The sequence below is a fragment of the Bradyrhizobium sp. HKCCYLRH3061 genome (genome assembly GCF_051168015.1).
In the GTDB taxonomy this organism is placed as follows: Bacteria; Pseudomonadota; Alphaproteobacteria; order Rhizobiales; family Xanthobacteraceae; genus Bradyrhizobium.
In genome coordinates, this window is the sequence record NZ_JBNPUE010000020.1 from 57063 (window position 1) to 70360 (window position 13298).

Sequence of the window (13298 nt, forward strand, 5' to 3'; positions counted from 1 at the left end):
CCGGGCATCCATCCTCACTCGAAAGATGGATGGCCGGGTCAAGCCCGGCCATGACAGCATTGAAATGCGCGGCGATCCGCAAATGTCCGGCAGCGCGGAGGAACATTAAATGCCGGCAACCGGCTTGCGGTGCTGAGCCGGGTTCCCCACCTGCCCTGCCGTGCCTTATAATCGGGCTCGCGAATCCGACGAACCCGCCTGGAGACGATGCCATGTCGAACGACGTCAGGGACTATCCGGCCCGCGCCCGCAGCTCGGATGGCCTGTACCGTTTTCTCGGCGGCTCGCCGCTGTCGGTGGCGTTCCGGCTTGTGCTGCTGTCGATCCTGGTCGGCGTGGTGCTGTCGGCCATCGGCTTCGATCCGCTGAACATCCTGCATAGCATCCGGCTGCTTTTCATCCGCCTGTACGAGCTCGGCTTCGACGCCTTCAACTGGCTGTGGCGCTACTTCCTGCTCGGCGCCGTCATCGTGATCCCGATCTGGTTCCTGTCGCGGCTGTTCGCTCCGCGCGGCCGCTGAGAGACGCAGCCGATGCAGCTCCGCTTCGTCGGCTGCGGTGACGCGTTCGGATCGGGCGGCAGGTCCAATACCTGCTTCCATCTGACGGGGGCGCGCACCAATCTTCTGATCGACTGCGGCGCCTCGTCGCTGCCGGCGCTGAAGCGGCTCGGCATCGCCTGCAACGCGATCGAACTGATCCTGATCACGCATTTCCACGGTGATCATTTCGCCGGCCTGCCGTTCCTGCTGCTCGATGCGCAGTTCTTACGGCGAACGACGCCGCTGGTGATCGCCGGCCCCGCCGGCATCGCGGCGCGGCTGACGCAGGTGATGGAAGCGCTGTTCGAGCATTCGTCGACGACGCCGCGCAAGTTCGAGCTGTCGGTGATCGAGCTGGTGCCCGAGGAGACGACGCGCTTCGGTGACATCAGCGTGACGCTGTTTGCGGTGGTGCACGGCAACTCCGGAGGGCCGTTTCTCGGCTACCGCATCGAGGCGGAAGGCAAGGTCGTCGCCTATACGGCCGACACCGAATGGACCGACAGCCTGATCCGGCTCGGCCGCGACGCCGACCTGCTGATCGCCGAGGCCTATACCTACGACAAGGCGGTGAAGAACCATCTCAGCCTCGCGACGCTGGAGGCGCATCTCGATGCTATCAGGCCGAAGCGGCTGGTGCTCACCCATATGAGCGACGACATGCTGGGCCGGCTGGACCGCATCGACCACGTGGCCGCGCATGACGGCATGAGCATCGACCTCTAGCCGGGAGACGCGAAAGGCCGCTAAGAACGGCAGAGACGCGCGTGTCGCGCGTTTCGCCAATCAAAGAGCCGTTCTTGACCGCTTCAGCCAAAGTCACGACTGCGCAGGTGTTCGACATCGCGGGCCCCGCGATGATCGCCAATCTGACCACGCCGCTGATCGGCATCGTCTCGACCACGGCGATCGGCAGGCTCGGTGAAGCGGCCATGCTCGGCGGCGTCGCCATGGCCTCGGTGATCTTCGACTGCCTGTTCTGGCTGTTCGCGTTCCTCCGCGCCAGCACACTCGCCTTCACTGCGCAATCGCTCGGCGCCGGCGAGACCGACGAGATCCTGATGGTCCTGGTCCGCGGCCTCGTGCTGGCCGCGCTGATCGGCGTCAGCCTGATCGCGCTGCAACTGCCGCTGGGCGCGATCATCTTCGACATCATGGGCGGCAGCGACGCCGTGCTGAGCGCGGCCCACAGCTATTTCATCGTCCGGATCTGGTCGGCGCCCCTGGCGCTCGCCAACTACGTGCTGCTCGGCTGGCTGGTCGGACTGGCGCGTGCGCGGCTGGCCTTGGGCGTTCAGGTCGCGATCAACCTGATCAACATGGCCGCGACCATCCTGTTCGTCCAGGTGCTGCAGGCCGGCATCGCCGGCGCGGCGATCGCCGCCGTGATCGCGGAAACGGTCGGTGTCGCGATCGGCCTCGTGCTGGCGCGCCGATTGGTCAAGGCCGACGCCCGGATGTCGCGTGCGGCGCTGCTCGACCGCGCCAAGCTGATGCACATGATGGCCGTCAACCGCGACATCATGATCCGCACCGCGGCGATGATCGTGGCCTTCCTGTTCTTCACCTCGCAAGGCGCGCGCGCCGGCGACACGACGCTTGCCGCCAACGCGGTGCTGAACAATTTCCTGCTGGTCGCCGCCTTCTTCCTCGACGGGCTCGCCAATGCCGCCGAGCAGCTCTGCGGCTACGCGTTCGGCGCGCGCAACAAGGACGCCTTCGCCGGCGCCACGAGGCTGGTGCTGACCTGGGGCTTCGGCTTCGCGCTCGCGGTGGCCGCGATCTTCGCGCTGTTCGGGCCGGTGCTGATCGACGTGATGACGGCAAGCGATGCCGTGCGCCGTGCGGCGCGCGACTACCTGCCGTTCGTGGTGGCGTCGCCGCTGCTGTCGGTGTTCGCCTTTGCATTCGACGGCGTCTATATCGGCGCCACCTGGGCGCGCGACATGCGCAACCTCATGGTGGCGGCGCTGGTCGTCTTCCTCGGCACCTGGCTGGCGCTGCGCGGCTTCGGCAATACGGGCCTGTGGATCGCGATGCTGAGCTTCTACGCGGCGCGCGGCGGCTTCCAGGCCGCGCGCTATCCGGCGCTGTTGCGGGCGTCGTTCGGGAAATCATGAGGGTCGTAGGGCGGCGAAGCGCAGCGTGCCCGCCGCCTTCCTTGACGTGCAAATGGTGGGCACGCTGCGCTTTGCCCACCCTACATTCTTTGTCGACGATAGACCGCGCGCTAGACCGGCCAATCCTCGGCGGTGATCGTGGCGGCATCGGCGCCCACGATCTCCGACAGCGAATCGCGTCCCGTGCGCAGCAGGGTCGAGGTCAGGTCGGCCTTGATGCTCTCGACCAGGCCGAGGCCCTTGTAGACCAGCGAGGAATACAGCTGGATCAGGCTGGCGCCGGCGCGGATCTTGGTCAGCGCGGCGCCGCCGGTGTCGATGCCACCGACGCCGATCAGCGGGAACGCGCCTTCGACGCGCACGAAGGTCTCGGCCACCATGCGGGTCGACAGCCGGAACAGCGGCCGCCCGGACAGGCCGCCCTGCTCCCTGGCGCGCAACTGCTCGCGCAGCGAGCTCGGCCGGGCGAGCGTCGTGTTCGACACGATCATGCCGTCGACGCCGCGCGAGCGGGCGACGTGGACGACGTCGTCGAGCTCGGCGAGGCTGAGATCGGGGGCGATCTTGAGCAGAACCGGGGTGTCACCGGATTTCCGCCTGATACGGTCGCGCGCCTCGAGCACCTTGGACAAGAGCTCGTCGAGCTGCGAGGCCTGCTGCAGATTGCGCAGGCCCGGCGTGTTGGGCGAGGAGATGTTGACGGTGAAATAGCTCGCCACTGGCGCGAAGGTCTCGATCAGCCGGACATAGTCGGCGACGCGGTCGGCCGAATCCTTGTTGGCCCCGACATTGACGCCGACGATGCCGCCCTGATGAGCGCGGCCGGCCAGCCGGCGCAGCACGATCTCGGCGCCGTCATTGTTGAAGCCCATGCGGTTGATGACCGCCTCGTCGCGCTCCAGCCGGAACAGCCGCGGGCGCGGATTGCCGCTCTGCGGCCGCGGGGTCACCGAACCGATCTCGACGAAGCCGAAGCCGAGCCGCAGCAGCGCGTCCGGCACCTCGGCGTTCTTGTCGAAGCCGGCGGCCATGCCGACCGGGTTAGGGAAGTTCAGCCCGAAGGCGCGCACCGCGAGCTTGGCATCATCCGGTCGCGGCTTGATCGCCGGCAGCAGCTTCAGGCCCTGGATGGCGAGCCGGTGCGCATCCTCGGCGTCGAGCCATCGGAGCAGCGGCAGCGAGAGCTGGTCGAAAGCGCGGATCACGGCTTCAATTCCGGAAGGTCGTGGCCGCCATCGGCACGGCTGTGCATCTGGTGAACGGCGGTCACGGCGCCGAGATCGAGCTCGCCATACAAATGCGGGAACAGCTCGTCGTTGCGCGAGCGCTCCCAGCGTAAGCCTGCCCCCAGCGCATCCGCCTCGACCTCGACCAGGAACAGCGCGCTCTGCCCCGAGAAGTGCTTCCGCGCCGTCTCCGGCACCTGGGAGGCGGTCGAAAAATGGATGAACCCGTCGCGCAGATCGTCCGCGCTGCCGCGGTACACGCCCAGCCGCTCCGCCTCGCGCCAGGCCGAAGCTGAGCAGATTTTGTAGATTTTGGGCACCTTCGCGCGGTCCTGGCTTGAGCTTGAGTTTGCTGATGTTTTCGGGAGCGGCCGACCGTATCGGCAGGGGGCGGCGAACTCAAGCATCGTTTGCCCGGGACGGTTCGGCAGCCGACCCGTTCAGATTGTATCCGAGTGACTGCGCCTTCGCGAGGGTGCAACCGGTTCCTCAGCAAGAGTTAACCTGATTCGGCTTTCCTGTTGCGCGCGATTCGCAGCCGATCATGCCCACGCTTGAACCTTTGGAGATTGTCATGGACCGCCGCCACGTCTTGAAGGCCCTGGCGGGGCTCGCCCTGTGCCCCGTCTGCGCCACCCCGGGCTTCGCCGCCGAGGGCGCCCCGCACTGGAGCTATGAGGGCGCGACCGGACCGGCCAAATGGGGTGATCTCGACGCGGCCAACAAGGTCTGCGGCGTCGGCACCCAGCAATCGCCCATCGACATCGAGCACTCGACCCGGGCCCAGCTGCCCGACTTCAGGCTGAACTGGGCCAGGACCGCCGACACCATCGTCAACAACGGCCACACCATCCAGCTCAACTTCGCCGATGGCAGCAGCACCATGAAGCTCGAGGGCACCACCTACAAGCTGCTGCAGGTGCATTTTCATCGTCCGAGCGAGCACCAGATCGGCGGCAAGAACTATCCGATGGAGGCGCATTTCGTGCATCGCGCCGCCTCCGGCGGCCTCGCCGTCCTCGGCGTGCTCATGACCACCGGCCGCCCCAACGCCGCCTTCGCGCAGATCGTCGCGACGATGCCGGACAAGGAGGGTCCCGCGGTCAAGGCTGATCCGCGCATCAATCCCCACATGATGCTGCCAGCGCGCCGCTCCTATTATCGCTATGCCGGCTCGCTGACGACGCCGCCCTGCTCGGAGGTGGTCGAATGGCTGCTGCTGAGCGAGCCGGTCTCGGTCGCGGAAGCCGACGTGGCGAAATTCGCAAAGCTGTATCCGATGAACGCCCGTCCGGTGCAGAAGCTCGACCGCCGCTTCGTGCTGCAAGGGGTGTAGTTCGCTCGCCGCGCGGCGGTGGAAAGCGCCGCCGCGCATTCCGCCGTCGTCCCCGCGAAAGCGGAACCCATACCGCGGAATCCTGATTGTTTGAGAAGATGGCGGAGACCCTCCGCCACATGTTGGCCGGTGGCTATAGGTCCCGGCTCAAGGCCGGGACGACACCTTTTGTGTCATGACCAGCGTTGGCCTCACGCGCTGCGTGCCAATGCCCCGTCGATCATCGCCACCGCATTGTTCAGGCCGTAGACCGCGACGAAGGAGCCGAAGCGCGGGCCCTTCTCCTGGCCGAGCAGCACCTGGTAGAGCATGTTGAACCAGTCGAGCGACACGCCCGGGCGGCCGTCCTTGCCCTTCTTGGCGTGGTCGAGGAACGGCTCGCGGCGGCCGATCTCGTAGACCACGTTCTGGATGTCCTCGGCCGTCGCCTCCGCCGGCAGGTTCGACAACGCGTCGCGCAGATCCTGCAGCGCCACGCGCTCGCCCTCGGTCGGCTCGCGGAACGTCTTGGTGGGCGCGACGAAGTCGCGATAGTAGTTGATCGCGTAGCCGACCATCGCATCGAGCTTGGGATGGGTTTGCGGCGTCACGCCTGGCCGGTAGCGGCCGATGAAGCCCCATAGGGTCTCGGCATTCTCGGCGTTCGACGACGACACCAAGGTCAGCAGCAGCTGGAAGGTGACCGGCATGTCGGCCTTCGGCGGCTTGCCGGAATGGATGTGCCAGACCGGGTTGCCGAGCTGCTGCTTGGCGTCCTGCTTCGGAAAGCCTTCCAAGAACTGCTGGTAGTCGTCGACGTTGCGGGGGATGACGTCGAAATACAGCCGCTTCGCGGCCTTGGGCTCGCGATACATGAACAGCGACAGCGATTCCGGCGAGGCGTAGCGCAGCCATTCGTCGATGGTCAGGCCGTTGCCTTTCGACTTCGATATCTTCTGGCCCTTCTCGTCGAGGAACAGTTCGTAGTTGAAGCCCTCCGGCGGGATACCGCCGAGCGCAGCGCAGATCTTTCCCGACAGCTTGACCGAATCGATCAGGTCCTTGCCGGCCATTTCGTAGTCGACGCCGAGCGCATGCCAGCGCATCGCCCAGTCCGGCTTCCATTGCAGCTTGCAATGGCCGCCGGTGACCGGAACGGTCATCCGCTCCCTGGTCTCGGGATCGTCGTAGGAGATCGTGCCAGCCTTGGCGTCGTGCTCGACGATCGGCACGTACAGCACCAGCCCGGTGCGCGGGCAAATGGGGAGGAACGGCGAGTAGCTGGCCGCGCGCTCCTCGCGCAGGGACGGCAGCATGATCGCCATCACCTTCTCCAGCCGTTCCAGCATGCGCAGCAGCGCCGCGTCGAACTTGCCGGAGGTGTAGTACTCGGTCGAGGAGGCGAACTCATAGTCGAAGCCGAATCTGTCGAGGAACGCGCGCAGCCGCGCATTGTTGTGCGCGGCGAACGAGGGATACTCGTTGGAGAACGGATCGGGGATACGCGACAGCGGCTTGCCCAGATGCGTGGCCAGCATCTCCTTGTTCGGCACGTTGTCCGGCACCTTGCGCAGGCCGTCCATGTCGTCGGAGAAGGCGAGCAGCCGGGTCTTGATCTTGTCCTCGGTGAGCACGCGGAAGGCGTGGCGCACCATCGTGGTGCGCGCGACCTCGCCGAAGGTGCCGATATGCGGCAGGCCGGACGGGCCGTAGCCGGTCTCGAACAGCACCTCGTCCTTCGGGGTTTTCTTCAACCGGTTGACGATCGCCTTCGCCTGCTCGAACGGCCAGGCGTTGGAGTTTTCGGCAAGCGCACGCAGGTCGCTCGGGCTGGTTGGGACGAGATCGATCGTGGACATCGTGAAAAAGACTTCTCCGAAGACGTCAGTGCAAAACAGCGGTCATGATACCCGTCATTCCGGGGCGATGCGAAGCATCGAACCCGGAATCTCGAGGTTCCGGGTTCGCGTCTTCGACGCGCCCCGGAACGACGGCAAGCGCTAGAACGGGCTGATCGAGAAGTAGCGCAGCCACAGATCGGTGTAGCGGCCTTTTTCCCAGACCCGGAACAGCGCCCAGTTCAGCGCCTGGCGCAGGAGGTCGTTGCCCTTGCGCACGGCGATGCCGACGCCCTCGCCGAAATAGCGGCTTTCGACGAAAGGTCCACCGGAAAAGGCGCAGCAATCGCCGGAATCGGTGCCATTGACCCAGAACGCCAGCGAGATTCCGTCACCGAAGATCAGGTCGACCTCAGCCCGGCGCAGCGCCTGCCGCAGCGCCTCGTCGTTCGGATAGGTCTTGATCTCGGCGTCGGTGAACATCGCCTTGAGGTAGGCCTCGTGCGCGGTGCCGGCGACGGCACCGATCTTCTTGCCCTCGAGAAATTCGGGGCGGATCTCGGTCATGACGGCGTCGCGGCGGGACACGAAACGCGCGGGCGCGCGGTAATATGGATCGGAGAAGTCGGCCCGCGCCCGCATCTGCGGCGTCACCGCGATCGAGGCGATAATCGCATCGCCCCGGTTGGACGACAGCGCGTCGAGCAGGGTTTCGAACCGGCGCATCTGGACGGTGCAGGTGACCTTGATCTCGTCGCAGATCGCCCTGGCAAGATCGACGTTGAAGCCGGCCGGATTGCCGTCCGGGCCGGTGAAGTTGAACGGCGGATAGTCGGTCTCGGTCAGGAACCGAATCACGGTGAGGCGCGACAGATCGGGCCGCTCCGGCCGGCGGCGCGGATCCCAGAAACCAGGGACGGCCTGCGGCGCCGCCTCGACGACCGGCCGCACCGGCGCTTGCGCGCGCACCTCGGAACCGGCCGCGGCGAGGCCGAAGCACAGCAACGCGCCAGCGGCGGCGCGGGCGAGACGGGTCGATTTCACGGGCTTTGACAAGACGGTCGGCATCAGCGGTCCCGATGGTCACCGCCTTATAAAGCATCCCAGCGCAAATTCGAGGCTGGATTCGGCCGGGAGGCAGCCGCCCGGCTGGAGCGTTAACGCGCTCAGAGGTATTTCTTGAGATCCGCCGCAGCTTCCTCGGGCGTCCGCTTCAGGTTGAACGGCGCGACGAACCGGCCGTTGCGATCCATCAGATACACCAAAGCGGTGTGGTCCATGGTGTAGTCGCCGTCCTTCAGGGGAACTTTCTTGGCATAGACCCGGTACTCGGTGAGAACCTTCGCCAGCACCTCGGGATCGCCCGTCAGGCCCTTGAGATGCGGGTCGAAGCTCGAGAGGTAATCCTTCATCGCGGCCGGATTGTCGCGCTCCGGGTCGACCGAGATGAAATAGGCGTTGACGCTGTCGGCATCCTTGCCCATCGCGCGCAGCACCTCGGAGATCTCGAACAGCGAGGTCGGGCAGACGTCAGGGCAATGGGTGAAGCCGAAGAAGATCAGAGTCGGCCGCCCCTCCAGGCTCTTCTCGGTGACGACCGCACCGCTCTGGTCGGTCAACTGGAACGGGCCGCCGATCGCCGCTGGCGCCGCGATGTTGCGTCCGCCGCCCATGACGAGGAACATCAGCGACAGCCCGATCACCAGGCTGGCGGCGAAGGCTCCGACGATCACCAGCGGACGGGTGATATTGGACGGCATTGCGCGCTCCTTCACTGTCTCTCAGAAGCAGGCCTGCAAGCCGGCCGCGAGGGTCTCGAAGAACACCGCGGTCCCGTACTGCGCCCACATCGTCACGGCCCCGAGGACGAGTCCGATCGCCGCGAGCCCCGCCGCGATGGCCGGCACAGAGGCGGGACGCCGGGCTTGCGACACGGACGGTATCTCTTGCGGCGCTGAAAGAGGCTGCATGATGGCGTACTCATCGGCCGGAGCCGACCACGCGGCCCGCCCCTCAGACTCCAGATAAGCCCCGCAACCGGTCCAGGCAAGCGCCGCAGTCGGGCGGCCGATCAGCCCAAATGCCAGCCGTTATCAATGGGAGGCGGAGGCCTTGGCCGCGGCCGGAGAGATGGCCGGCGCATTGGGCGCGACATGCGAGGACGAGGGCGAGGATGCCTGGGCATCCATGTAGCAGGGCTTGTACATCGCCTGCAGCTCCTTGCCCTTCAGGAAGATCATCCGGGGCGTCAGGCCGCCGCGCTGGGTGATCCAGCGGCGGATCGGCGACGGGTACATCGAGTACAGCATCTGGGTCGCCTCGGGATTGGTGACGGCCCGGCCGTTGGCGCCGAAATCCCAGGCGGCGTGGAAACCGAGATTGGCATGCGAGGTGACGCAGATCTTCTCGTGCGGGATGGCGCCGAGCACGATGGTGCAGGCCGATGCGCAGAGCCCGTCGATGATCACGTACTCCCCGGAAGACCGCAGGCCCTGGTACTTGTCGACATAGGTTCCGATCCGGCCGCCGCGGTCATCGGCGATCCGGACCACGGCCTGGCTGGCGCCGACCCCCGACAGCAACAGAACGACCGCAAGCAATCCCGTCCAGAATTTCATGTCGAGCCCCAGTGCAACCCGGCGAAACCGATCTGACCGACTTTGGCACGCTTCGTGTGATGCGCTTCTTGTGATGCTTGGACTGCGGTGGACCTTGCAATCACGACCCCATCCGCAGAACCGGAACGCGAAGGCCAAATCCAAATCGCACATGCAGCGTGTTTCGAGATCGTGTTTTTGTCCAGGAGAGCGCAGCGACCAAAGCCAAATTCACCGCGAGTGTTGCAAGCCCGCTGCACCAATGAGTCGCTACCACCGAAAATGGCCGAACGCTGGTTCCGGACATGGCGGTGGCGCCACGAGCAAGGCGGAGGCCCGGCATGATTCGCCCATCGGCGCGGCAGCGGCGTCACGGCGGCACGACCGGCACTCCGGAGAAACCCGGGGGCCGCGCTTTCGCACGACACACCCCAATCAGGGCGGGAGGCGAGTCCCGCGGATCGCCGGCCCAGCGGCGCTGGTGCGGTCCCGATGGCGGGTGGGCTCGCGCGGGCATGGCGTCATGCGACGACGTCAAGAGAGGCCGTCGATGCAATCACAAGTTTGTGCCGTCCGCTCCTGGCCCTGCGCCGCAATGACTGCGGTGGGGTCAGGCGGCACCGCGCCGTCTGATCGGGAGGAGATGAAGCGAGGTCGCGCCGACATCGCGCCAGCGGCCGGGAGACGATCGGCCTCCCGACGCTCACGGCCCCGGCGGATCGAACTAATTATCGGGCAGCCGAATCCGCGCACCGAAGGTGACGAGCGGCGCATCGGCGGCGCCGAGCTCGATCTGCCGCTCCGGCACCTCCTGATAGCTGCCGTCTTCAATCTTTTTTAATTCATATTGCCAGACCGTTAACGTCTCGCCGCGCGCCAGCGCATCGCGGATGCGGCTGGCGCCGCGTCCCGGCAGCTTGAAGAGGTCGTCGCGCATCATGCCGATCATCGTCGGGCTCTCACCGCGATGCAGCTCGAAGAAGACCATGCGATTGGGCTTGTCCTGCGGCTTGAGCACGGTATCCGCCGTGAACAGCACCAGGCAGATCGCGACGGCAATCCACTTCCAAGTGTCGGACATCATGAGACGCATTCCCCGCACCGCCGCCGCGCGAGACCTAGGCCTCGCGCGGACAGGCGGCAACTTACAGTTCTGTCATTCCGGATGAGATGACGTTCGACGTAATCGATTCGCTGCGCGCCTGGCGCGATCATGCGCTCCTCATCGTTCACAACATGGAGAGCACCGATGACCAACCCGACCGAAATCGCCGAGAACTACATCGCGCTGTGGAACGAACGCGACGCCGCGCAGCGCGGCGCATTGCTCGCACGTCACTGGACCGCCGATGCGCTCTATGTCGACCCGATGATGCGCGGCGAAGGACGCGAGGCGGTGGATGGCCTGGTCGCGGGCGTGCAGCAGCGCTTTCCCGACTTCCGCTTTCGCCTGATCGGCGCCGCGGACGGTCACGGTCCTCATCTGCGTTTTTCCTGGGAGCTTGGCGCCGAGAATGCGGAAGCTCCGATCCAGGGCACGGACTTCGTCGAGCTGGCCGACGGCCGCATCCAGCGCGTCACCGGGTTTCTCGACAAGGTCCCGCAGGGCGCCTGATGGACGCTCCGACCGGTCCGGCTTCCGCTGCCGTGTCGGCCTGCCGTGATGGCCGGGCTCCCATGCGCAGACGCACGACCTGCCTTCCGATGATTGCGCTACGTCAACGTCGGACCCGGTCCGCCGCTGCAGAGCTTCTGCTCGCGACGGAGTTCAGGATCGCCGGAGACAGGCGTGCAGCAATCAAGTCCCATCGATGATCACGCCATGGCGGCCGGCACGCTGGCCGCCATCACCACCCTGCCCGAGCTTTGGCGCTGGCGCGTCGCACAGAGCCCGGACAAGCCGGCCTACCGTCATTTCGACCCGCGAAGCGGCCGGTGGGGGAGCCTCTGCTGGCGCGACATCGATCTCGTCGTCGACCGCTGGCGGCGGGCGCTTGCGGCCGAGGGCTTCGACCGGGGCGAGCGTATCGCCATCCTGATGCCGAACGGGACTGCGCATCTCGCCATGGACCAGGCGGCGCTATCGCGGGGCCTGGTGCCGGTGCCGATGCACGCCGTCGACAATGCCGACAGCATCGCCTACATCCTCGCCGATTCCGGCGCCCGGTTGCTGCTGGTCGATTCGGACGCCCGCTGGGCGGAGATCGCGGCGGTCGGCGAGGCCCTGCCCGAGCTGCGGCGCATCGTCTGCGCCGAACGGCGATCGGCCGTCACGGCCGGCGATCCGCGCCTCGTCGATCTGGAGGCGTGGTTGAGTGCAGCCGGCAACGCCGTGCCTCCCGGCCCCCAGGTCGCCGTCGCGCCGCACGACCTCGCCGCCATCGTCTATACCTCGGGCACGACGGGCCGGCCCAAGGGCGTGATGCTGTCGCACGACAACGTCGTCTCCAACCTCAAGGCCATTCATCAGCGGCTCGCGGCCGACACCGACGACGTGTTCCTGTCGTTCCTGCCGCTGTCGCACACGTTCGAGCGCACCGCGGGCTACTACTACGCGATCGCCATCGGCGCCTGCGTGGCCTATGCGCGCTCGGTGAAGCAATTGTCCGAAGATCTGGCGGAGGTGCGTCCGACCATCCTGATCTCGGTGCCGCGCATCTACGAACGCATCTACTCGCTGGTCATGCATCATCGCGGGACCGCGAACCCGCTCGAACGGGCGCTGCTCGACCTGACCATCGCGATCGGCGGCCGTCGCTTCGATGCGCAGCATGGACGCGGGACGGGACTCTCGGCGTTCGACCGTATCGCGTGGCCGCTGCTGCAACGCCTGGTCGCCGCCAAGGTGCTGGCCCGGTTCGGCGGACGGCTGCGGGTCGCCGTCAGCGGCGGCGCGCCGATCGCCGAGCCGGTGGTGCGGCTGTTCCTGGCGCTCGGGCTCGAGGTGCTGCAGGGTTACGGCATGACCGAGACCTCGCCCGTCGTCAGCGTCAACACGCCCGACGACAACGACCCGCGCACCGTCGGCCGCGCGCTGCCCGGCATCGAGGTGCGCATCGGCGACAATGACGAACTGATGGTGCGCGGCCCGAACGTGATGCTCGGCTACTGGCACCGTCCGGAGGAGACCGCGCGCACCAAGGAAGCCGACGGCTGGCTGCACACCGGAGACCAGGCCCGCATCGACGGCGGACGCATCACCATCACCGGCCGGATCAAGGACATCCTCGTCACCTCGACCGGCGAGAAGATCGCGCCGGTCGATCTCGAGACCGCGATCCTGACCGACCCGCTGTTCGAGCAAGCCATCGTGATCGGCGAGAACCGGCCGTTCCTGGCCGCGGTCGTCGTGCTCAACGCCAAGGGCTGGGCCGAGCAGCAGGCGCGGCTCGCGGCGCACGGCCAGCGCGGCCCGGAGGCCGAGGCGGCCTCTCTGCTGCGCCACATCGCGCGCGCCGTGAAGGCCTATCCATCCTATGCGACGCCGAAGGCGGTGCATTGGACCTTGGAGCCGTGGACCGTGCAGGAAGGCCTGATCACGCCGACCTTGAAGAACAAGCGTCCGGCGATCGAGCGGAGCTTTGCGAAGGAGATCGAGGCGATCTATGCGAAACGCGCGGCAGTGGCGCCGTCGGCTCTCGTACGAAGCTGATTCCGCAG

General features: G+C 66.5%; 14 protein-coding genes. 6 read left to right on the forward strand and 8 right to left on the reverse strand.

Translation table 11 applies throughout. The features are described from left to right. Positions 1–212 precede the first annotated feature (212 nt). The 3 genes from ACQR2C_RS27170 to ACQR2C_RS27180 all read left to right on the forward strand — a co-directional run bounded on the left by ACQR2C_RS27170 (position 213) and on the right by ACQR2C_RS27180 (position 2662). Positions 213–521, forward strand: a complete 309-nt coding sequence (locus ACQR2C_RS27170; RefSeq protein WP_315801566.1) for a DUF6460 domain-containing protein — start codon at positions 213–215, stop codon at positions 519–521. 12 nt (positions 522–533) lie between these two features. Next, positions 534–1268: an MBL fold metallo-hydrolase gene (locus tag ACQR2C_RS27175; RefSeq protein ID WP_434882488.1), complete on the forward strand. Its 735-nt coding sequence runs from the start codon at positions 534–536 to the stop codon at positions 1266–1268. A 107-nt stretch (positions 1269–1375) separates the two neighbouring features. Continuing rightward, the gene (locus ACQR2C_RS27180; protein WP_315801769.1) at positions 1376–2662 is read left to right on the forward strand and encodes an MATE family efflux transporter; all 1287 of its coding nucleotides are present in this window, start codon (positions 1376–1378) and stop codon (positions 2660–2662) included. Between the two features lie 110 nt (positions 2663–2772). On the opposite strand, the gene ACQR2C_RS27185 is transcribed toward ACQR2C_RS27180, so the two are convergent. Both ACQR2C_RS27185 and ACQR2C_RS27190 read right to left on the reverse strand, forming a co-directional pair. Beyond that, positions 2773–3867 (reverse strand): quinone-dependent dihydroorotate dehydrogenase, encoded by a 1095-nt coding sequence (locus ACQR2C_RS27185; RefSeq protein WP_315801568.1) that lies wholly within the window; start codon positions 3865–3867, stop codon positions 2773–2775. Beyond that, positions 3864–4208: a DUF952 domain-containing protein gene (locus tag ACQR2C_RS27190; RefSeq protein WP_315801569.1), complete on the reverse strand. Its 345-nt coding sequence runs from the start codon at positions 4206–4208 to the stop codon at positions 3864–3866. Before ACQR2C_RS27190 ends, ACQR2C_RS27185 begins: the two co-directional genes overlap by 4 nt. A gap of 254 nt (positions 4209–4462) precedes the next feature. On the opposite strand from ACQR2C_RS27190, the gene ACQR2C_RS27195 reads away from it, so the two are divergent. Continuing rightward, positions 4463–5224, forward strand: coding sequence for a carbonic anhydrase (locus ACQR2C_RS27195; protein ID WP_315801570.1), 762 nt, complete (start codon positions 4463–4465; stop codon positions 5222–5224). A 191-nt stretch (positions 5225–5415) separates the two neighbouring features. Here the strand turns inward: ACQR2C_RS27195 and ACQR2C_RS27200 are convergent, their stop codons facing one another. The 6 genes from ACQR2C_RS27200 to ACQR2C_RS27225 form a co-directional block, all read right to left on the reverse strand. Then, positions 5416–7062, reverse strand: a complete 1647-nt coding sequence (locus ACQR2C_RS27200) for a lysine--tRNA ligase (RefSeq protein ID WP_434882489.1) — start codon at positions 7060–7062, stop codon at positions 5416–5418. Between the two features lie 141 nt (positions 7063–7203). Continuing rightward, positions 7204–8109, reverse strand: coding sequence for a transporter substrate-binding domain-containing protein (locus ACQR2C_RS27205; protein ID WP_434882490.1), 906 nt, complete (start codon positions 8107–8109; stop codon positions 7204–7206). A gap of 98 nt (positions 8110–8207) precedes the next feature. Then, entirely contained in the window at positions 8208–8801 is a 594-nt protein-coding gene (locus tag ACQR2C_RS27210) for an SCO family protein (protein WP_316237344.1), read from the reverse strand. Positions 8802–8822: 21 nt separating this feature from the next. After that, complete coding sequence (locus ACQR2C_RS27215) at positions 8823–8975, reverse strand: hypothetical protein (RefSeq protein WP_434847347.1); 153 nt, start codon at positions 8973–8975, stop codon at positions 8823–8825. A 159-nt stretch (positions 8976–9134) separates the two neighbouring features. Continuing rightward, complete coding sequence (locus tag ACQR2C_RS27220) at positions 9135–9659, reverse strand: hypothetical protein (protein ID WP_315801575.1); 525 nt, start codon at positions 9657–9659, stop codon at positions 9135–9137. A gap of 703 nt (positions 9660–10362) precedes the next feature. Continuing rightward, entirely contained in the window at positions 10363–10722 is a 360-nt protein-coding gene (locus ACQR2C_RS27225) for a hypothetical protein (RefSeq protein ID WP_434874015.1), read from the reverse strand. A 165-nt stretch (positions 10723–10887) separates the two neighbouring features. Here ACQR2C_RS27225 and ACQR2C_RS27230 point away from each other — a divergent pair, with 165 nt between their 5' ends. Both ACQR2C_RS27230 and ACQR2C_RS27235 read left to right on the forward strand, forming a co-directional pair. Further along, positions 10888–11253, forward strand: a complete 366-nt coding sequence (locus ACQR2C_RS27230; protein ID WP_434882491.1) for a nuclear transport factor 2 family protein — start codon at positions 10888–10890, stop codon at positions 11251–11253. A 174-nt stretch (positions 11254–11427) separates the two neighbouring features. Further along, a complete protein-coding gene (locus ACQR2C_RS27235) occupies positions 11428–13290 on the forward strand; it encodes an AMP-dependent synthetase/ligase (protein ID WP_434882492.1) in 1863 nt (620 codons plus the stop codon). Positions 13291–13298: the final 8 nt, after the last annotated feature.

Bases quoted from the DNA above. Each gene is read 5' to 3' on its own strand.
- ACQR2C_RS27170 (WP_315801566.1), top strand. From the start codon at position 213: ATGTCGAACGACGTCAGGGACTATCCGGCCCGCGCCCGCAGCTCGGAT.
- ACQR2C_RS27175 (WP_434882488.1), top strand. From the start codon at position 534: ATGCAGCTCCGCTTCGTCGGCTGCGGTGACGCGTTCGGATCGGGCGGC.
- ACQR2C_RS27195 (WP_315801570.1), top strand. From the start codon at position 4,463: ATGGACCGCCGCCACGTCTTGAAGGCCCTGGCGGGGCTCGCCCTGTGC.
- ACQR2C_RS27200 (WP_434882489.1), bottom strand. From the start codon at position 7,062: ATGTCCACGATCGATCTCGTCCCAACCAGCCCGAGCGACCTGCGTGCG.
- ACQR2C_RS27205 (WP_434882490.1), bottom strand. From the start codon at position 8,109: ATGCCGACCGTCTTGTCAAAGCCCGTGAAATCGACCCGTCTCGCCCGC.
- ACQR2C_RS27210 (WP_316237344.1), bottom strand. From the start codon at position 8,801: ATGCCGTCCAATATCACCCGTCCGCTGGTGATCGTCGGAGCCTTCGCC.
- ACQR2C_RS27220 (WP_315801575.1), bottom strand. From the start codon at position 9,659: ATGAAATTCTGGACGGGATTGCTTGCGGTCGTTCTGTTGCTGTCGGGG.
- ACQR2C_RS27225 (WP_434874015.1), bottom strand. From the start codon at position 10,722: ATGATGTCCGACACTTGGAAGTGGATTGCCGTCGCGATCTGCCTGGTG.
- ACQR2C_RS27230 (WP_434882491.1), top strand. From the start codon at position 10,888: ATGACCAACCCGACCGAAATCGCCGAGAACTACATCGCGCTGTGGAAC.